At 72.9% G+C, this 19,202-nt stretch carries 17 protein-coding genes, 1 pseudogene and 1 riboswitch; of the genes and pseudogenes, 7 read left to right on the plus strand and 11 right to left on the minus strand.

Annotated features, from left to right (window positions below):
• The first annotated feature begins 17 nt into the window (after positions 1–17).
• Positions 18–2,063, plus strand: a complete 2,046-nt coding sequence (locus O7604_RS07815; RefSeq protein ID WP_281579264.1) for an AAA family ATPase — start codon at positions 18–20, stop codon at positions 2,061–2,063.
• Positions 2,064–2,101: 38 nt separating this feature from the next.
• Here O7604_RS07815 and O7604_RS07820 read toward each other — a convergent pair whose 3' ends face one another.
• From O7604_RS07820 to O7604_RS07835, 4 genes are read right to left on the minus strand one after another with little or no spacing between them, the layout of a single operon-like run.
• The gene (locus O7604_RS07820) at positions 2,102–2,701 is read right to left on the minus strand and encodes a hypothetical protein (protein WP_281579265.1); all 600 of its coding nucleotides are present in this window, start codon (positions 2,699–2,701) and stop codon (positions 2,102–2,104) included.
• 4 nt (positions 2,702–2,705) lie between these two features.
• Positions 2,706–3,059, minus strand: coding sequence for a YbaB/EbfC family nucleoid-associated protein (locus tag O7604_RS07825; RefSeq protein ID WP_269702870.1), 354 nt, complete (start codon positions 3,057–3,059; stop codon positions 2,706–2,708).
• Positions 3,060–3,068: 9 nt separating this feature from the next.
• Positions 3,069–3,995, minus strand: coding sequence for a WXG100 family type VII secretion target (locus O7604_RS07830; protein WP_281579266.1), 927 nt, complete (start codon positions 3,993–3,995; stop codon positions 3,069–3,071).
• Positions 3,996–4,005: 10 nt separating this feature from the next.
• Entirely contained in the window at positions 4,006–4,326 is a 321-nt protein-coding gene (locus O7604_RS07835) for a type VII secretion target (RefSeq protein ID WP_269702872.1), read from the minus strand.
• Between the two features lie 149 nt (positions 4,327–4,475).
• On the opposite strand from O7604_RS07835, the gene O7604_RS07840 reads away from it, so the two are divergent.
• The 3 genes from O7604_RS07840 to O7604_RS07850 all read left to right on the plus strand — a co-directional run bounded on the left by O7604_RS07840 (position 4,476) and on the right by O7604_RS07850 (position 6,963).
• The gene (locus O7604_RS07840) at positions 4,476–5,363 is read left to right on the plus strand and encodes an ABC transporter ATP-binding protein (protein ID WP_281579267.1); all 888 of its coding nucleotides are present in this window, start codon (positions 4,476–4,478) and stop codon (positions 5,361–5,363) included.
• A 9-nt stretch (positions 5,364–5,372) separates the two neighbouring features.
• Entirely contained in the window at positions 5,373–6,110 is a 738-nt protein-coding gene (locus O7604_RS07845; RefSeq protein ID WP_281579268.1) for an ABC transporter permease, read from the plus strand.
• Between the two features lie 94 nt (positions 6,111–6,204).
• Entirely contained in the window at positions 6,205–6,963 is a 759-nt protein-coding gene (locus O7604_RS07850) for a VOC family protein (RefSeq protein WP_281579269.1), read from the plus strand.
• 365 nt (positions 6,964–7,328) lie between these two features.
• Here the strand turns inward: O7604_RS07850 and O7604_RS07855 are convergent, their stop codons facing one another.
• The 4 genes and pseudogenes from O7604_RS07855 to O7604_RS07870 all read right to left on the minus strand — a co-directional run.
• Entirely contained in the window at positions 7,329–8,108 is a 780-nt protein-coding gene (locus tag O7604_RS07855) for an ABC transporter ATP-binding protein (protein WP_281579270.1), read from the minus strand.
• Positions 8,105–9,199 (minus strand): iron ABC transporter permease, encoded by a 1,095-nt coding sequence (locus O7604_RS07860; RefSeq protein WP_269706941.1) that lies wholly within the window; start codon positions 9,197–9,199, stop codon positions 8,105–8,107. The genes O7604_RS07855 and O7604_RS07860 overlap by 4 nt, the downstream gene beginning before the upstream one ends.
• 77 nt (positions 9,200–9,276) lie before the next feature.
• Complete coding sequence (locus O7604_RS07865; protein WP_281579271.1) at positions 9,277–10,209, minus strand: ABC transporter substrate-binding protein; 933 nt, start codon at positions 10,207–10,209, stop codon at positions 9,277–9,279.
• A 107-nt stretch (positions 10,210–10,316) separates the two neighbouring features.
• A riboswitch (cobalamin riboswitch) is annotated at positions 10,317–10,410 on the minus strand.
• Positions 10,411–10,530: 120 nt separating this feature from the next.
• Positions 10,531–11,850: pseudogene (locus tag O7604_RS07870) on the minus strand (M14 family metallopeptidase); the annotation flags it as partial.
• A gap of 207 nt (positions 11,851–12,057) precedes the next feature.
• Here O7604_RS07870 and O7604_RS07875 point away from each other — a divergent pair.
• Positions 12,058–13,398: a C39 family peptidase gene (locus O7604_RS07875; RefSeq protein ID WP_269702880.1), complete on the plus strand. Its 1,341-nt coding sequence runs from the start codon at positions 12,058–12,060 to the stop codon at positions 13,396–13,398.
• A 90-nt stretch (positions 13,399–13,488) separates the two neighbouring features.
• Here the strand turns inward: O7604_RS07875 and O7604_RS07880 are convergent, their stop codons facing one another.
• The 3 genes from O7604_RS07880 to mqnE are packed head-to-tail and all read right to left on the minus strand — an operon-like array spanning position 13,489 to position 15,399.
• Positions 13,489–13,767, minus strand: coding sequence for a DUF4229 domain-containing protein (locus O7604_RS07880; RefSeq protein WP_269702882.1), 279 nt, complete (start codon positions 13,765–13,767; stop codon positions 13,489–13,491).
• Positions 13,768–13,793: 26 nt separating this feature from the next.
• Positions 13,794–14,222: a hypothetical protein gene (locus tag O7604_RS07885; protein WP_269702884.1), complete on the minus strand. Its 429-nt coding sequence runs from the start codon at positions 14,220–14,222 to the stop codon at positions 13,794–13,796.
• Positions 14,223–14,229: 7 nt separating this feature from the next.
• Positions 14,230–15,399: an aminofutalosine synthase MqnE gene (gene mqnE, locus O7604_RS07890; RefSeq protein ID WP_269702886.1), complete on the minus strand. Its 1,170-nt coding sequence runs from the start codon at positions 15,397–15,399 to the stop codon at positions 14,230–14,232.
• A gap of 222 nt (positions 15,400–15,621) precedes the next feature.
• On the opposite strand from mqnE, the gene O7604_RS07895 reads away from it, so the two are divergent.
• Together O7604_RS07895 and O7604_RS07900 are read left to right on the plus strand one after the other, a co-directional pair.
• Entirely contained in the window at positions 15,622–17,271 is a 1,650-nt protein-coding gene (locus O7604_RS07895) for a C40 family peptidase (RefSeq protein ID WP_281579272.1), read from the plus strand.
• A gap of 109 nt (positions 17,272–17,380) precedes the next feature.
• On the plus strand, positions 17,381–19,114 hold the full coding sequence (locus tag O7604_RS07900) for a hypothetical protein (RefSeq protein WP_281579273.1): 1,734 nt from the start codon (positions 17,381–17,383) through the stop codon (positions 19,112–19,114).
• Positions 19,115–19,202 lie beyond the last annotated feature (88 nt).

Genomic DNA, 19,202 nt, shown 5'->3' on the forward strand with positions numbered 1-19,202 from the left:
AGCCATCGGAGTTCACAGTGCCCGCAACCGACCTTGACGCCACACCCGGCCTCGACGCCGAACTCGCCGCCGAGCGTGCCCACCTCACCGCCTCCCGCGCCGCGCTGACCCGGATGCGGGAACGCGCCGAGTCGCTCTTCGCCACCGGCGACAAGGTGGCCGGCGACTCGTACACCGCCGAGCAGCTCGGCCGGCACATGGCCCGGCGGGTCAAGGAGCTGGCCGACGATCCGACCACCCCGCTGTTCTTCGGCCGCCTGGACTTCGGGGAGGCAGACCCGGACCACGCCGGCCGGGAGTACCACGTCGGGCGGCGGCACGTCACCGACGAGCTGGGCGAGCCGCTGGTGCTGGACTGGCGGGCCCCGGTCTCCCGGTCGTTCTACCGGGCCAGCGCGCGGGACCCGCAGGGTGTCGCGGTACGGCGCCGGTTCGGGTTCAGCGCCGGGACGCTGACCAGCTTCGAGGACGAGCACCTGGACCGGGGTGAGGAACTCGGCACCGCCAGCCGCATCCTCACCGCCGAGATCGAGCGCCCCCGTGTCGGCCCGATGCGGGACATCGTCGCCACCATCCAGCCCGAGCAGGACGAGCTGGTCCGGGCCGACCTGGCCGACTCGATCTGCGTCCAGGGCGCTCCCGGCACCGGGAAGACGGCGGTCGGGCTGCACCGCGCCGCGTACCTGCTCTATCTGCACCGGGAACGGCTGCGCCGCTCGGGTGTGCTGATCGTCGGGCCGAACCGGGCGTTCCTGTCGTACATCGCGGCGGTGCTGCCGGCGCTCGGTGAGGTCGAGGTCGAGCAGGCCACGGTGGAGGACCTGGTCGCGCGGGTACCGGTCCGCGCGGTCGACGACCCGGCCGCCGCCGCGCTCAAGCACGACGTCCGGATGGCCGAGGTGCTGCGCCGGGCGGTCGACGCCCACATCGGTACGCCCACCGAGCCGATCATGGTGTCGGACGGCTCGTACCGGTGGCGGATCGGGCTCGACCCGCTGCACCGGCTGGTCACCGAGACCCGCCGGGAAGGTCTGCCCTACGCCACCGGCCGGGAACGGGTCCGGGCGCGGGTGGTGGGGCTGCTGCAACGCCAGGCCGAGGCCCGCCGGGCGGAGTCACCGAGCGACGCCTGGCTGCGCCGGATGAGCCGGATCAAGCCGGTCACCGACCTGCTCGACGCGGTCTGGCCGGCGCTCACCGCGGACGGGCTGCTGCACCGGCTGCGCACCGACGCCGACGCGCTCGCCGCCGCCGCGGACGGCCTACTCACGCCCGAGGAGCAGGAGCTGTTCCGGTCCGGCAAGGTCGCGCGCACCGCGAAGGCGACCCGGTGGACCGCCGCCGACGCGGTGCTCATCGACGAGGTGGCCGGGCTGCTGGAACGGCCCGCCGGCTTCGGGCACGTGGTGGTCGACGAGGCGCAGGACCTGTCCCCGATGCAGTGCCGGGCCATCGCCCGGCGCAGTGAGCACGGCTCGATCACGCTGCTCGGCGACCTGGCGCAGGGCACCGCGCCGTGGGCGGCCACCGACTGGCGGGAGTCCCTGGCCCACCTGGGCAAGCCGGACGCCGCCGTGGTGCCGCTGAGTGTGGGCTTCCGGGTTCCGGCCGCCGTGGTGGCGTTCGCGAACCGGCTGCTGCCGGCGCTCGCCGTCGACGTACCCCCGGCCCGCTCGCTTCGCCACGACGGCGCGCTGGATGTGCGTACCGCCAAGGACCTGACGGCCGCGACGGTGGCCGAGGTGCGGGCGGCGCTTGCCCACGACGGCTCGGTCGGTGTGATCGCCGCCGACGACGCGGTGGACCGGCTCCGCGCGGCGCTCGCCGACGCGGGTGTCGAGACCGCGACCGCCGACGACGTCGAGGCCGCGGCGCGCGTCACGGTGGTCCCGGCGACGCTGGTGAAGGGCCTGGAGTACGACCACGTGGTGGTCGTCGAGCCGGCCGCGATCGTGGCCGCCGAGCCGCGCGGGCTGCACCGCCTCTACGTGGTGCTGACCCGGGCGGTCTCCCGCCTGGCCGTGCTGCACCGCGAGCCGCTGCCCGCGCCGCTGGCCGCCTGACGGGAGCGGACCGGCCACCGGTGACACCGGCGGCCCGGTCAGGCGGACAGTGCGGTGGCGACGTCGCGCAGCGGGCGGCCGGACTCGGCGATCGGCACGGTGAACGACAGCCAGGAGCCGTCGGTGAAGTCGATCCGCAGCCGCTTCGGGTTGAGCCGGTGCCACCCCACCCGCGCGGAGGCGATCTCCGCGCGCGCGGCCGACCAGGCCACTGCGGTCTCGGCCAACGCACGTTCCTCGGCCTCGCGCCCGGCCAGCAGCTTCACCCCGCCGGTACGGCAGACGACCAGCCGCCGGTCGGTGACCGCGAGCAGCGTCTCCCGGACCTGCAGGTCGGGCCGGGGCGGACGGAGCGCGCGGTGCAGGCGCGAGGCGGCCGAGCCTGGGGCACCGCGCCCGGCGATCCCCCAGCCGATCGCGTCGACGAGGCGGTCCCCACGGTCCCAGGTGGCCAGTGGCAGCAGCACGTTGAGCAGCACCGAGCCGACGGTCCGCCGGCCCGGGTCGGTGGTGGACTCCGGCTCGGGCGGTGGCGCCGGAGCTAGTCCCTGGCCGACGTCGGCCTTGGCGTGGGCCAGGACGCGCTCGCCCGGCTCGACGAGCAGGCCGATCCGGTCGCGGTATCTGGTCTCGTCCATCGGCTCAGTATCGGTCGTGGCCGTAGCCGTCGTCGGCGGGGCGCTCCGCGGCGGGGGCGTTGCCCATCACCTCGCCGACGATCTCGCGTACCCGGGCCGCGGCGGCCTCCTGCGCCCGGTTCGCCGCCGAGGTGATCTCCTCGGCGAGCGTGTACGAGTCGAAGCGCATGGCCCGCGCGTTGATGTCGGTGGAGAGGATCTTGCCGTCGGCGGCGGCCACGACGGTGACCAGGCCGGAGTCGCTCACCCCCTCGGCGCTGCTCTGCTCCAGCTCGGCCATCCGCGCGCCGAGTTCGCGCTGCCACCCGTCCAGGTTGCGGGCGAGCGCCTCGATCCGGTCCAGGGCCGGAAACGTCATTGCTGCCTCTCAGTTCACGATCGAGTCGAACACGTTCTGCACGCCCTTGGTGTACGGGCCGAGGTCGTCGCGGTACGTGCCGTCCGTCAGGTAGTTGCGGTCCTTGCGCCCGTCGGAGACGTCGTGCAGGCCCATTCCGGTGTCGAGCAGGGCGCCGCCGATGCCGGGGATGTTCACCGGGGACGCCTGGTTGATGACGAACTTGCCCGGGAACAGGATGGCGGCGCGCTTGGCCTTGAACACCATCGCCTCCCTGGTGTAGCCGGCCTTGCTGAACGCGCCGTACGCCTTCTTGGCTTTGCGGAGCTCCAGCACCACCTGGCGGTAGCGCATGAGCAGCTCGGCGACCTTCTGGAGCTTGGTGGCGAGCTTCGTGAGGATCTCCGCGAACCGCGCCACGATCTTGACCATGCGGCCGACGGTGGTGGCGAGCCGGGCCAGCACCCGCACCACTGTGGCGGCCAGGCTCACGCCGGCGCTCAGCGCCGCCGCCACCGCGGCGATGATGACCTCGGTCAGGAACCAGAGCAGGAACTCCAGGATCAGCTCGACCAGCAGGTTGAACGCGTCCACCGACGCGTTCGCGGAGTCGACGAGCACCTCCTTGGTGCCGTCCAGCCCCTTGGCCAGATCGTCCATCGCCTCCTCGATGGACTGCATCGAGGCGTGGAACTTCTCCGCCGCGTCGCCGTCCCAGGCGCCGCGCAGCCGCGCCCGGTCGGCGATCTGGTCACCGGCGATCTGCCGGACCGCCTCCCCGGTGGTCAGCGCGAGCTGGGCCGCCCGCATCAGGTCGTCCGGCTCACCGGCGACCAGTTCCAGGAGCTGCTCGAACGGCCACAGCACCGCGTTCGACAGCGGCTTGAACGGGTCGGGCGTGCCCGACACGATCTGCTCGAAGTAGGTCTTGTTGCGCTGGAGCGCCTCGGTGCTCATCCCCGCTCCCTCAGCCGCCCGCGGTGAACATGGTGTCGTTCGCCGAGTCCGTGTCGTCGTACGCGGCGGCGGTCTCCATCAGACCGGCGGCGATGGTCAGCATGGTCTCGGCGCCGTCCGCCAGCCCCTCCAGGCACGCCTCGAACTGCTGCTCGTACGCGGCGGCAAGGCTGAACGACGCGGGCATCACGCCGAAGGAGTGCCGGGCCACGTGGCCGTCGCGGAAAGTCCGCTCCAGCTCACGGAACCGGGAGGACCGGTCCCGGGAGGCGAGGGCGAACGCCCTCAGCGCCTCCGGCTGGACGTCGAGATTCCTGCTCGGACTGGTCACGGACCCTCCCCAGTGTCCGGTTGGAACTTCCACCGTCGTCGACGGCGCCACCAGACTAGGGGATGCGCGCAGCCGGGCAGGGGACACCGCGACTGGCACGGGCACGGTAGACAGGGAAGGCACAGCCCCTCCGCCCGAGGAGAACACCGATGATCCTGGCCCGCGCCGAACAGGTCAGCCGCCGCTACGGCGAGGTGCTGGCGCTGGACCGGGTCGACCTCACCGTCCGGGCCGGCGAGCTGGTCGGCCTGCTCGGGCCGAACGGCGCCGGCAAGAGCACGCTGATCAACCTGCTGGTCGGGCTGCGCCGCCCGACCACCGGCCGGGTCGAGCTGTGCGGCGGCGACCCGCGCGACCCGGCGAGCCGGCGGCAGCTCGGTGTCACCCCGCAGGAGACCGGCCTGCCCGGCACGCTGCGGGTCGGCGAGGTGGTCGACTTCGTCTCCGCGCACTTCCCCGACCCGGTGCCCCGGGGCGAGCTGCTCGACCGGTTCGGCCTCGCCGACCAGGTACGCCGGCAGACCGGTGGTCTCTCCGGCGGCCAGCGCCGCCGGCTGGCCGTGGCGCTGGCGTTCGTCGGCCGTCCCCGGCTGGTGGTGCTCGACGAGCCGACCACCGGCCTCGACGTGGAGGCGCGGCACGCCCTCTGGGACGCGATCCGCGGCTTCCACGCCGACGGCGGCACCGTGCTGCTGAGCAGCCATTACCTGGAGGAGGTGGAGGCGCTCGCGCAGCGGGTGGTGGTGATCGGTCACGGGCGGGTGCTGGCCGACGACTCGGTGGCCGCGATCCGCGGGATCGTCGGCGTACGCCGGGTCAGCCTGGTCGCCGACGACCTGCCGGCGCTGCCGGGCGTGGTCGCCACCGAACGCACCGACGGGCGGGTGCACCTGCTCACCACCGACGCCGACCAGCTCGTCCGCGACCTGGTCACCGCCGGGGTGGCCTTCCGCGACCTGGAGGTCCGGCCCACCTCGCTGGAGGAGGCGTTCCTCGCCATCACGGCCGAAGACCGGCCCGCGCCCACAGCCGCCTAGGAGACCGCCGTGCCGCTCGCCCTCGTCCACGCCCGCTACCAGCTCCTGGAGGTCATCCGGATCCCGGTGGCGGTGGTCGGCAGCGCGTTCTTCCCCGCCGCCGCGATGCTCTTCTTCGTGGTGCCGTTCGCCGGCGACGATCCGACCGGCGCCACCTACGCCACCGCCGCCATGGTGACGTTCGCGGTGATGAGCGCCAACATCTTCCAGTACGGAGTGGGCGTCGCCGAGGACCGCGACCAGCCCTGGAACCCGTACACCCGGACCCTGCCGGCCGGACCGGCGCCGCGGCTGGCCGGGCGGATCCTGGCCGGGCTGGTGCTGACGTACGTGTCGATGATCCCGGTGGTGGTGATCGCGGCGGTCGCCACCGAGGCCCGGGTCGGCGCGGTCCAGTTCCTGCTCGGGCTCGGCGCGGTGGCCGTGATCTCGGTGCCGTTCACGCTGCTCGGCCTGACGATCGGCTACTCGCTGCCGAGCAAGGCGGCGATCGTGGTGGCACAGGTGATCTTCTTCCCGCTCGCGTTCGGCGGTGGCCTGCTCTCCGGGCCGGACGACGCGCCCGGCTTCATCAAGGCCATCGCCCCCTACCTGCCGACCCGGGGCGCCGTGGAACTGCTCTGGGCGGCGGTCACCGACTTCACGCCGGACACCCGGGCGCTGGTGATGCTCGTCGTCTGGGTGCTGGTGCTCGCCGCGGCGGCCGGCTGGGCGTACCGGCGGGACGAGGGACGCCGCTTCAGCTGACCTTTTGTCCGGTTCCGGCCCGGCGGCCGACCGGGCGGTGCCACGATGCCGACAGGGCGGGCGAGCGGAGCCGCCCCCGGCGAGAGGGGTCACCGTGAACGGCGTCGAGCCCGGCACACCCTGCTGGACCGACCTGGCCACGCCCGGTCTGGACGACGCACGACGGTTCTACCCCGAGCTGTTCGGCTGGACCGGGGATATCTCCCCCGAGCCGGACGCGGGCGGCTACACCGTGTTCCGCAAGGGCGGCAAGGCGGTCGCCGGGGCCGGGCCACCCGGTACGCCGGACCAGGTGCCGGTCTGGTCCACGTACGTGGCGACCGACGACGCCGACCTGGTCGCGACCCGGGTTGAGGCAGCCGGCGGGCAGGTGGTCGTCTCCCCGTTCGACGTCGCCCGGCAGGGCCGCATGGCGGTGCTCGCCGACCCGGCCGGCGCGGTGTTCAGCGTCTGGCAGCCGATGGCGATGCGCGGGGCGGAGCTCTACAACGCGCCGGGCGCGATGTGCTGGAACGAGCTGGTCACCCCCGACCCGGACGGCGCGAAGGAGTTCTACGCGCTGGTCTTCGGGTGGCACCCGGAGGAGCGCCCGGTCGGGCCGGTCGCGTACACCGGGTGGCGCTGCGGCGCCCGCATCGTCGCGGGCATGTTGCCCCGGGCCGAGCCGCTGCCGGAGGACCTGCCCGCGTACTGGGCGGTCTACTTCGCGGTGGAGGACGCCGACGCCGCCGCGGCCCGGGCCGCCGAGCTGGGCGGCACCATCCTCGTCCCGCCTCGCGACAACCCGGCCGGCCGCAGCGCCGCCCTGCGAGACCCGTCCGGCGCCCTCTTCTCCATCTCCACCCTCCGCTGACCCCACCCCACCCCACCCCACCCTCGCCCCTCCCCGCCCCGCCCCGCCGATCTTGCACTTACGGCCCGCGCGACGTCACATACGCACCTTTCGCCGGGGCCGAATCTGCAAGATCGAGGGGAGAAACGGGAGCCTCGGAGATCTTGGTACGGGACGGCCCCCACGAGGGCCGATTCGTACCAAGATCTATCCGCCCTCCCGCAAGGCGCAACGCCGACCCGGGGATCGAGACGGCGAACGCCGTGGGGTGGGCAGGAACACCCACCCCGTCGATCTTGCGGTTGTGGCCCTCGTGGCGTGACATTCGCACCTTTTGCCGGGGCCGGAAGTGCAAGATCGACGGTGCGAGAGGGCGAGGGCGGGGGTCAGGTGGGGCGGACGGGGACCACCAAGGGGCCGTGGTCGCCGGGGATCACCCGGATGTGGGCTCGGTAGTGGCGGGCCAGCAGCTCCTCGGTGAGCACGTCCTCGGGCGGGCCGGCGGCTGCCACCCGGCCGTCGGCGAGCAGGACCAGGCGGTCGGCGTACTCGCCGGCGATGGAGAGGTCGTGCATGGTGGCGAGCACGGTCAGGCCGTGCGCGCGGCGGAGCTGGTCGACGAGTTCCAGCACCTCCTGCTGGTGCCCGATGTCGAGCGCGCTCGTCGGCTCGTCCAGCAGCAGCAGGGTGGCGCCCTGGGCCAGCGCGCGGGCCAGGAAGACGCGCTGCCGTTCGCCGCCGGAGAGCGTGGCCAGCTCCCGGTGCGCGAACGGGCCGAGGTCGAGCCGGTCCAGCACCTCGTGCACGGCGGCCAGGTCGGCGGCCGACTCGCGGCCCAGCGCCGGGATGTACGGGGTGCGCCCGAGCAGCGCGTAGTCGAAGACCGACATGCCGGCCGGCACCACCGGGGACTGGGCCACGGTGGCCACCACCCGGGCTCGTTCGCGGCGCCGGAGCGCGGCGATCGGCGTACCGAAGAGTGCGACCTCGCCCGGGCCGGTCAGCAGGCCGCCGACGGCGCGCAACAGGGTCGACTTGCCGGCGCCGTTGGGGCCGATCACGGTGACCCACTCGCCCGCGGCGACGGTCAGGTCGACGCCGGTCAGGATCGGGTTGCCGCCGAGGTCGACCCGCAGGTCGTGGACGCGCACGGCGGGGGCGTTCACATCGCCACCCGGCGGGCGGTACGCAGGACGAGGACGAAGAACGGGCCGCCGAGCAGCGCGGTGACCACGCCGATCGGGATCTCGGCGGGGGCGGCGGCGGTACGGGCGACCACGTCGGTGAGCGCGAGGAACGCGCCGCCGAACAGCATCGACAGCGGCAGGATGATCCGGTGGCTGGAGCCGAAGAGCAGCCGCATGGTGTGCGGCACGATGATGCCGACGAAGCCGATCAGCCCGGACGCGGAGACGGCGGCGGCGGTACCGAGCGACGCGGCGGCGATCAGCAGGTAGCGGGAACGCTGCGGGTGCAGGCCGAGACCGGTGGCCTCGTCGTCGCCGACGGAGAGCACGTCCAGCTCACGCCGGTGCAGCAGCACCACCACGGCGGTGAGCACGAAGTACGGCAGGACCAGCCACACGTCGTGCCATCCGGCGGTGGCCAGCCGCCCGAGCAGCCAGGAGTAGACCTGCTGGATGTTGTCGGAGTGCTGTTGCAGCAGGTACGTCTGCCCGGCGCCGAAGAACGCCGAGACCGCCACCCCGGCCAGGATCAGCGTGGCCGGTGACCGGTCCCGCCCGCCGGCCGCGCCGAGCAGGTACGTCAGCACGACCGCGCCGAGCGAGCCGACGAACGCGGCGAGCGGGATGGTGATCGGCAGCCCGGTCAGCGCCCCGCCGGCTCCGGCGCCGAGCACGATCGCCGTGGTGACGGCGAAGCCGGCGCCGGCCGCCACGCCGAGCAGGTACGGGTCGGCCAGCGGGTTGCGGAAGACGCCCTGGTAGCAGCCGCCGGCCAGGGCGAGGAGCGCGCCGACGAGCAGCCCGAGCACGACCCGGGGCAGCCGCAGCTCGGTGATGATGGCGACTTCCCGCTCGGTGAGCCCGCTGTCGAGGTGCACCCCGGGTAGCAGGTTGAGCAGTTCGGCCGCGACGCTGCCGGGCGGCAGGCTGACCGGGCCGAGCGAGACGCCGGCCACCAGCGCGACGAGCACCGCCACGACTCCGGCGAGCAGCCAACGCTTGCGCAGCCCGGCGGGCCGGATCGGGGCGCCGCCCGCGCCGGGCGCCCCGCGCCGCCCGGGACGGGACAGCGGCCGGATGCCCGGCCGGGACGCCCGAGGCGTTCCGGCCGGGTTCGGGGCGGAGTCCGCCTGTCGAAGGGCCACGGTCAGGCCGGGACCTTGGCGGTGGCGTCGACGATGACCTTCAGCAGGTCGACCACGCGTGGGCCCCAGCGCGAGGCGATGTCGTCGTCCAGTTCCACGATCTGGTTGTTCTTCACGGCGTTGATGCCGGCCCATCCGCTGCGCGCCTTCACCGTGTCGGCGCTCTGCTTGCAGCACTTGGTGTCGGAGAGAAAGACGAAGTCGGGGTTCGCCTTGACGATGACCTCCTGGGAGAGCTGCGGGTAGCCGCCGTTCTTCCCGTCGGCGTCGGACGGGTCGGCGATGTTCTCCAGCCCGGCGAGCGCGTAGATGGTGCCGATGAACGTCTTGCTGGTCGCGGTGTACAGCTCCGGGCCCAGCTCGTGGAAGTAGGTCAGCTTCTCGGTGCGCTTGGGCAGGTCCTTGGTCAACGCGGTGATGTCGTCCTTCATCTTCTGCACCACGGCGTCGGCCTCGGACCGGTGGCCGGTGAGCGTGCCCAGGTCGGTGAGCTGCCGGTACGTGTCGTCGAGCGTGGCCGCGGCGGGGATCTGCAGGACCGGGATCTTCAGCGCGACGAGCTGATCGGCGATCTTGTTGAGGTTGTCCGAGATCACCACGAGGTCGGGGTTGCGAGAGGCGACGGCCTCGGCGTTCGGCTGGTAGCCGGAAAGATCGGTGCGGGGCGCCTCGGCCGGGTAGTTCGACTGGTCGTCGACGGCGGTGACCTGCTTGCCGGCGCCGATGGCGAAGAGCATCTCGGTGGAGGTCGGCGAGAGCGAGACGATCTTCTCGGGCCGCTTCTCCAGCGTCAGCTTGCCGACGGTGGCCGGGAACGCGCCGCCGGAGGCACCGGCGGCGGGGGTGTCGGTCGAGGTCTTCTCGGCGCAGCCGCCGAGGAGCAGCACGCCGGCCGCGAGTGCGGTGGCGAAGAGCCGGGGGGTACGTCTGGACATGAAGCCTCCTGTCGGTCGAGGAGTGTGGTGCTTCGCCGACAGGAGAAAAGGCCCGCCCGCGAGGCGCCCTTCCTCGAGAGCGCGTGTCGCGACCGGGCCGCAGGCGACCTGGCTCGTCCCACGTCCGTCGGCGCCGGCGGAAGGCCGACGCCGCGCGTACGGGGCATCACAGTTGCGGGACAGCGCCGGTTTCGCACCGGCTTCGCTGTGGCACGGTCGGTGCCACGGTAGCGCACGACCAGCGGAGATCGTCCGGACGGTGGGGGTGGGTGGGAACCCCGGCGGGGGTGGAACCGGGGTTCCCACCACGTGGTGAGGTCAGCAGTACTGGCTCTGCTTGCCGATCGCCCGGTACGGGCAGTCGGCGTACTCGGACAGGATCAGCACGGCCTCCCGGTTGCGTGAGGTCTGCGCCGGGATCACCTCGTCCGGCGGGTAGAAGCCGCCACCGGAGGCCGAGCCGGGGTACATCTCGAAGGTGTACGCCCAGATCTTGTGGGTGCCCCACATCCAGTCGATGCTGGTGCCGTCGGCGATGTAGAGGTCACTCGACTGTTCCGGGGTGTAGTTGTTCGTCGCCGCCATCTGCCGTCCGATGGTGGCGAAGGTGTTGTACTGGTCGGTGTTCATCCCGGTCGCGGTGTTGTTGTACGTGTACCCGTACGGCCAGAGCACCAGCTGCGAGTACGTGTGGAAGTCGATGTTCGCCTTGATCTGCTGCACCCCGCCGACGACGCGGCTGTTGACGAAGTTGCGCAGCGCCGCGGTCTCCGGGGCGGAGAAGGCGGACGGGCCCCGGTAGGTGTCCGACGACTTGGTGCCGGACGAGCCGCCGCAGCAGCCCCACTGGTAGCTCCAGTTGCGGTTCAGGTCGGTGCCGATGGCTGTGGAACCGCTGTTGGGCTGCCGGTTCTTGCGCCAGGAGCGGTACGAGCCGGTGGCGATGTCGTACTCGCTGCCGTCCGGGTTGACGGTGGGGACGATCCAGATCTCCCGGGTGTTGACGATGCTTGTGATCCGGGAGTCGCTGCCGTAGTTGTCGGTGAAGAGGTTGAGCAGGTAGATCGCCATCTCGACGGTCAGGTGCTCCCGGGCGTGCTGCTGCGCGTTGAACAGGATCTCCGGCTCGGCCTCGTCGGTGGCGACGTTGTCGGAGATCTTCACCGCCATCAGGTCCCGGCCCTGGTACGACGTGCCGATGCTCAGTTTCCGGGCGATGGTCGGGTGGTCGGCGACCACCTTGTTCACCACGGCGGTCAGCTCGGCGTAGTCGTGGTAGTTCGAGTCGGCGGGCGGGAACGCGTTGGCGGTCATGCCCCCGTCGGCGTGGTTGTGCTCCGGCACGACGTCCTTCTCGAGCCGGAATCCGAGCCGGGTGATCGCGTTGGCCTCGGCCTTTGTCGCCGTGACGTGCAGCACACCGTGCTCGGAGTAGTCGATCGCCGCGCCGGTGGAGGCGACGGCGGTGCGGTCGGCCGCCGTACGCGGTCCGAGCACCCGGTAGGCGACGGTGGACGGCTCGCCGGAGCCTTCCGGTGCGGGTCGCGCGACCGCCGGCGCGGCGGCCGCGGCGGCGATGGTGAGGCCGACGGCGGCGGCGAGCGCCAGCCGGCGGCGGAGCGGAGAGGTGCGGAAGGCCATGGACAACCTCCTGGGGGTACGGGAGAGCTCCCGTTGTCCGCACACTCCACCAGGAGACACATGGTCATATCAATATCTGTCTTTCTCTTTAGCCATCCCGACCTGATCGTCACTTCGGCAATGATTTTCTTGGCTCGAACATCTGGCGAAACTTCCCGCCAAGCGCGACAGTGAACGGCAACGATGCCGTCTCCCTGTGGAGCTGCCATGTTCGGAAGACCTATGCGCGCGGCCGCCCTCGCCGGCCTCACCGCGCTCACCCTCCTCGGCACCAGCGCACCGGTCCAGGCACAAGCCCCGCGACCGGGCGTCACGCACGACGAACAGATCACCTTCCAGGAGTTCTCCCGCTTCCCCGACTGGCGTACCGGCACCCACCAGGGCACCCGCGCCGTACCGGGCCGCCACCCGGCGCTGACCATCGACCGGCCGGCGGGCACCACCGAGTTCACCGACGAACACACCGGCACGACACGCACCTGGGAGTACGCCACCTGGACCTCGCCGGAGCGGCGGATCGGCTTCGACGCCACCGAGATGGTCGCGTCGTGGAACGCCGCCACCCCGGCCGGCACCTGGATCCAGGTCGAGCTGCACGGCACGTACAACACCGGGGCGCAGACCCCGTGGTACGTCATGGGCCGCTGGGCCTCCGGCGACCAGGACATCAAGCGGTCCACGCTGGACGGCCAGGGCGACCCGTGGTCGAGCATCTGGACCGACACGTTCTCGATCGACGACGCCGACGCCGGGGTGCTGCTGCGCTCGTACCAGTTGCGGCTGACGCTCTACCGCGCGCCCGGCCAGGCCGCCGCGCCGCAGGTCCGGATGCTCGGCGCGATGGCGTCGAACGTGCCGGACCGGTTCACCGTCACGCCGAGCCGCGGCGGCATCGCCTGGGGCACCGAGCTGGCCGTGCCGCGCTACTCGCAGAACGTCCACATCGGCGAGTACCCCGAGTACGACGGCGGCGGCGAGGCGTGGTGCTCACCCACCTCGACGGAGATGGTGGTCGAGTACTGGGGCCGCAAGCCCTCGGCCGAGGACACCTCCTGGGTCGACCCCTCCTACCCCGACCCGACCGTCGACCACGCCGCCCGGATGACCTACGACTACGAGTACGAAGGCGCCGGCAACTGGCCGTTCAACACCGCGTACGCGGCGAGCTTCCCCGGCCTGGAGGCGCGGGTCACGCGGCTGCACTCGCTGGACGAGGCGGAGCGGTTCATCAAGGCGGGCATCCCGGTGGTGACCTCGCAGTCGTTCCTGGCCAGCGAGCTGGACGGCGCCAACTACGGCACCTCCGGGCACCTGTTCGTGATCGTCGGCTTCACGGCCGAGGGCGACGTGATCGTCAACGACCCGGCGTCCTCGTCCAACGACGCGGTCCGCAACGTCTACAAGCGGGAGCAGTTCGAGCAGATCTGGCTGCGCACCAAGCGCTACCGGGCCAACGGCACGGTGGCCTCCGGCTCCGGCGGCATCGCCTACCTGATCAAGCCGGCCGACCGGCCGTGGCCGGTCGTTCCCGGCTCGACCAACTGGTGAACGGCCCCGTCAACCGGTGAACGGCTCGACCGGCCGATGAACGACGAGGGCCCGGCGCCATCTGCGGCGCCGGGCCCCTCGTTCGTCCGCTCAGCCGTCGCGGCGTTCGGCGTCCGGCTCGGCCTGGTCCTCACCGGCCAGCGCGGAGCGCAGCCGGTCCTTCTCCACGCGACGCCGCTCCGCCGCCTCCGCCATCTCCCCGGCCATCTGGTCCCGCAGGCCCTTGAGCAGGAAGAACGACAGCGTGGCGGAGAAGATCAGCGCCAGCATCAGCCGCAGGAACATGTTCATGTCGACGAACCAGAGGGCCGCCAGCACGGCGACGAACAGCCCGATCCGGCCCAGCGTGTACTTGAGCGCCGCGCTCATTCCCGCATTCCCACTCTCTTCGTGCCTCAGCCCGTACGCCGGGCCAGCCAGTGCACGCCATGAAACCAGATGACGGCGTAGACAACGGTGAACACCGCCGCGGCCAACGCGCCGGTGACCAACGCGGGCAGCCCGGAGGCCAGGCCCGCGGCCAACAGACCGGCGACGATCCCGAGCCCGAGACCCGCCAGCGCGGCCACCACCCGGGCGGCGCCGAACTCCCAGGCCCGGAACTCGTCCCAGAACAGCCAGAGCGGCAGGATCACCGCGAGCCAGCCGTTCGTGCCCCCGAATCCGCTGTCGCCCACCGTGGCGAACGCGAACTCGAAGACCAGCAGCGCCAGCACCCCGATGACCAGACCGGCCAGGGTCACGCCGAGCAGGTCACCGAGGGTCAGGATGCGCCCCTCGGCGTCGCGCCGGGGAAAGCCGCGCTGCTGTTCCTCGTCGCTCATCGCCAGGTCAGGCCCAGACCTGCTGCGGCTCGGACCGGCGCTCCGCCAGCGACGGCGGCCCGTCGTACTCGCGGACGATCTCGTAGCGGGTGTTCCGCTCGACCGGACGGAAGCCGGCGTCCCAGATCATGTGCAGCAGGTCGTCGCGGTGCATGGTGTTCGGCGTGCCGTACGAGTCGGCGTCGTGGGTGATCTTGTATTCCACGACCGAGCCGTCCAGGTCGTCGACGCCGAAGTTCAGCGAGAGCTGCGCGACCGACAGGCCGTGCATGACCCAGAAGCACTTGACGTGCGGCACGTTGTCGAACAGCAGCCGGGAGACCGCGAACGTCTTGAGCGACTCGGCCGGCGAGGCCATCGTGGTCCGGGCCTGGATCCGGTTACGGATCTTGCCGTCCGCCGAGTCGACGAAGTCGTGCTGGTAGCGCAGCGGGATGAAGACCTGGAAGCCGCCGGTCTCGTCCTGCAGCTCACGCAGCCGCAGCACGTGGTCGACGCGGTGCCGGGGCTCCTCGATGTGGCCGTAGAGCATCGTCGACGGCGTCTTCATGCCCTTCGAGTGGGCCAGCCGGTGGATGCGCGACCAGTCCTCCCAGTGGCAGTTGTGGTCGACGATGTGCTGCCGGATCTCCCAGTCGAAGATCTCCGCGCCGCCGCCGGTGAGCGACTCCAGGCCGGCGTCCATCAGCTCGTCGAGGATCGCGTCGGCGCTGAGCCCGCTGATCTTCTCGAACCACTGCACCTCGGTCGCGGTGAACGCCTTGAGGTTGACGTTCGGCAGCGCGGCCTTCAGCTCGCGCAGCACCTTCGGGTAGTAGCGCCAGGGCAGCGTGGGGTGCAGGCCGTTGACGATGTGCAGCTCGGTGAGCTGCTCGTCCTCCATCTCCTTGGCCTTGCGGACCGCCTCGTCGATGCGCATCGTGTAGGCGTCCTTCTCGCCCGGCTTGCGCTGGAACGAGCAGTACGCGCACGACGCCGAGCAGACGTTCGTCAGGTTCAGGTGACGGTTGACGTTGAACATCACCCGGTCACCGTTGAGCTCCGTACGCCTGTGGTGGGCCAGCCGGCCCAGCCAGGTCAGGTCGTCGCTGTCGTAGAGGGCGATGCCGTCCTCGCGGGTCAGCCGCTCCCCCGCGTACACCTTCGCCTCGAGTTCGCGCTTGAGTCCGGCGTCCATCCGAAAGCCACGTCCTTCCACCTGGGTTCCCGATCGAGCGTACGTCGCGGGTCCGACCGGCCGCCGACGTGGTCACGGCGGTTCACCCGTCGTCACGCTCCGCACATCGACATCGTCGCAACCGTGAGGTAAGACAGGGTGGGGCGGAACACACACCAGGGCCGTCCTGTCCCGACACGCCCCAACCACGCGTGACGGACCCCAGACCGGACGGGGAGCGGTATGGCTCACAGCACCAAGGCCCGACGGCGACGAGGACGGCAGCCGGTGATCTCACCGATCCTGCGCCCGGCGCTCTGGTCCGCCCTGCTGGGGGCGGTCGCGGCCGCGGCGCTCGCCACACCCGCCTGGGCCGACCCGCTGCCCGACGTGGTGCCCGACACCGGCTCCCGGCCCCAGGTAACCGGCCCCCTGCAGCTCCCCGGCGCGTCCGGCTCCGGTCGCGGCGCACCCGGCACCGTTCCCGGCGTACCGGGCACCGTCCCCGGCCTGCCCGGCACCGTCCCCGGTCTGCCCGGTGTCACCGTCCCGGGTCTGCCCGGCGCGGGTGCCACCACCGGCGTGACCAACCCGGCCGACGGCCCGCTGATCGCGCAGATCAACCAGCTCGACGTCCGGGTCACCCAGCTCGGCGAGGCGCTGCTCCGGATCAAGACCGAGCGGGACGCCGCACAGACCGAGCTGACCCAGTCCGCCGCCCGCCTCAAGGAGGCCCAGGACGCGCTCGCCCGCGCCCAGGACAACGCCAAGAGCGCCGCCGCCGACGCGGTCAAGGCCGACGCGGCGCTGCCGCCGGGCGAGTTCGGCGCCAGCCTGCGTGATTTCGCCAACCTCCAGCGAATCACCCGCGGCGACAAGGCCGAGGGCGCCACCACGTCGGTCACCGGCGAACTCCTCCGCGCCACCAGCGCCGAACAGGTCGCCCGGGAGGCACACGAGTCGGCCCGGCGCCGGGCCACCGAGAAGGGCGCGGAGTACACCCGCGCCGAGGCCGACCTGCGCAAGCAGGAGACCGCGCTCGTCGCGCTGCGCAAGGAGAACGCGGCGAAGCTGCTGGAGATCGAGCGGCTGGCGGACGCCGCCGAGCAGCAGCTCGGCACCTCGTACGTCGACCAGAGCATCGACGGCCTGGTGGCGGACCCGAAGGCGCTCGCCGCCGTGCGCTACGCCCTCGCCCAGCTCGGCGACCCCTACCTGTGGGCCGCGGAGGGCCCGGACCGGTTCGACTGCTCCGGCCTGATGCTCGCCTCCTACCAGGCGGCCGGCTACCGGGGCCTGCCCCGCGTCGCCAAGGACCAGTACTTCGCCACCCGTTCCCGCACCGTCTCGCCGAACGCCCTGCTCCCCGGTGACCTGCTGTTCTTCGCCTCGGGCAGCAGCTGGACCAGCGTCCACCACGTCGCCATGTACATCGGCAACGGCAAGATGGTCGAGGCACCGCGGACCGGTGACGTCGTCAAGATCTCGGTGGTCCGCTGGTCGCGGCTCTACGCGGCGACCCGGGTGATCGGTGCGGTACCCGCCCCGGCCACTCCCGCCCCGCCGCCCACGGTGCCGGCCACGCCGAAGCCGTCGACCACCCCCAAGCCGACGCCCACCACGCCGAAGCCGTCGACCACGCCCAAGCCGACACCGACTACGCCGAAGCCCACCACGCCGACGCCGGATCCGACGACGTCCAGCCCGGCGCCCAGCTCGCCGCCGCCCAGCGAGTCGGCGGAGCCGGAGCCGAGCCAGAGCGCGAGCGCCGAGCCGGACACCAGCAGCGCCGCGCCGAGCAGCAGCAGCGTCGCCCCGAGCACCAGCAGCGCCGCCCCGTCGAACAGCACGTCCGGCAGCGGCTCCGCCAGCCCGAGCAGCAGCGCCGACTGACCCAACCGCCACTCCGGCTGTGCTCCCGGGCCGGAATATGGCACGGTGAGATCCAGGCACTTCCGGTCGACGCCACGGCCGGAGGCGAGCGTGGGTGCGGAGGGGCGAGATGGGCGAGCAGGACGTTCCGGCGGAGAAGGTCCACCCGGGACCGACGCCCGACCCCGCCGACCCGGCCGGCGACGACGACCGCGGTTCGGCCCCGGCGGTAGCCGTGGCGCGGGCACGCGTGTCGGTCGCCGGCGCGGCCGTGCCGCCGCCCTCCGGTGACGAGCAGCCGCTTCCGCAGGCCGGCCCCACGACGTACCGGGCGGCCACCCCGGCGGACACCCCACCGCCGCTGGATCGGCGCCTCCCCGGCGCCACCGTGCCACCGTCCAGTTGGTCCGCCTTCGCGGTGGCCGAACGCCAGGCGCCGCCCCAGCCCGCCACCGCGCCGCCCGCCTCGGCCGGCACGGCAGCCACGCCCGCCGCCGAGGTGAAGCCGGACGGCGACGCCTTCCCGGGTACGCCCGGCAGCGCTCCGGCGGCCATCCCGGCACCCCGCGTCTCCGGTTCCGCACGCGTGCCCGCATCCGCTCCGCCCGCCGCCCCGGACGCGGCGGTCGTGGACGCCGCCGCACCGGCCGTCACCGCCCCGGACCGCGACACCGCACCGGCCCGGCAGGCGGACGCGGCCGACGGGACGGCCTCGGAGCCGGACGACGACTCCCCGGCCGGGACCGCCGATTCGCTTCCGCGCGAGCCTGCCGACTCCCCGCCGGAAGCGGCACCGGTCTCCACCACCGACCGCCCCGCCGCGCTCACCGGCGGTACCGGAGCGGCATCCGCCCGGGCCAGCGCGTCGGTGCCCGGCCTGAGCCGCGTCTCGGCCGAGGAGGTCGCCGCCTCCGTGGTGGCCGCTCCGCCCGCCGCCGCCACCGTCTACCGGGCCGGGCCGGTGAACCCGGAACCGCCGGAGCCGGTCCAGCCGCCGGAGCCGGCGCAGCCTCCGGCGCCGAACGGCCCGGAGCCCGAGCCGGCACCCACGCCGGTGCCCGGTCCGACGCCGCCGTCGCCCGCGCCGCCGGTACCCGAACCGGAGCCTCCGCTGCGGCCCACGCCACCGCTGCCCGCGCCGCCGACGCCGACGCCCGGACCGGTGCCGCCGATCCCCGGCCCACCCGTCCCGCCGCCGGGTCCGCCCGTACCCCCGCCGCCGCCCCCGCCGGGCCCGATGCCCGCGCCGCCGTTCCCGCCGCCACCGGCGATGACCGGCGGGGCGGACCCGCTGCCCGCGCCGCTGTTCCCGGCCCCGTCGGCCGCCCCGGCGTTCCCGCCCGCGCGGGCCGCCGTCCCGAGCCCGCCGGCCGCGCCACCGCCGCCGGCCCCGCTCGTCGCACCGCCGCCGGCCCCGCTCGTCGCACCGCCGGTCGGCGCCACGCCGCCGTCGTGGGCTGCCGCGCCCGTGTCGGACCCGCCTCCGCCGGTGGTGCCGGCCCCGGCGCTGCCGACCTGGCCGCCGTCGGCCACGCCCGCCCGCGACGCCGACACGACCCGTCCGGTACGTCCGCAGCCCGCCGGCCCGGATCTCGCCACCGCCGCGTACGGCGGAACCGACGGGCCCGGTTTCGCCACCGTGTCGTTCCCGCAGGGCAACCCGCTGGAGAACTCCGGATCGCTGACCGGGCACATCCTGGCCCAGGGCTGGTCCGAGGAGAGCCCGGCGGCCCGGGGTGGCAACACCAAGGTGATCATCGTGCTGGCCGTCGCGCTGACCATGTTGATCGCGATCAGTCTGCTCGTGGTCTTCCTGGCCAACGATGCGTTGAGCGGGCTGACCGGGGCGATGCCGACCGAGTGACGGGGTGAGCCCGCCCACTACGATCTCGCGTCGCCGTGGCGGAGCGGGCTTTGCGCCGTACACTTGTCTCTGATCACTGACCTGGCGC

Origin of the sequence: Micromonospora sp. WMMA1947 (assembly GCF_027497355.1) — a bacterium.
Classification (GTDB): Bacteria; Actinomycetota; Actinomycetes; order Mycobacteriales; family Micromonosporaceae; genus Micromonospora.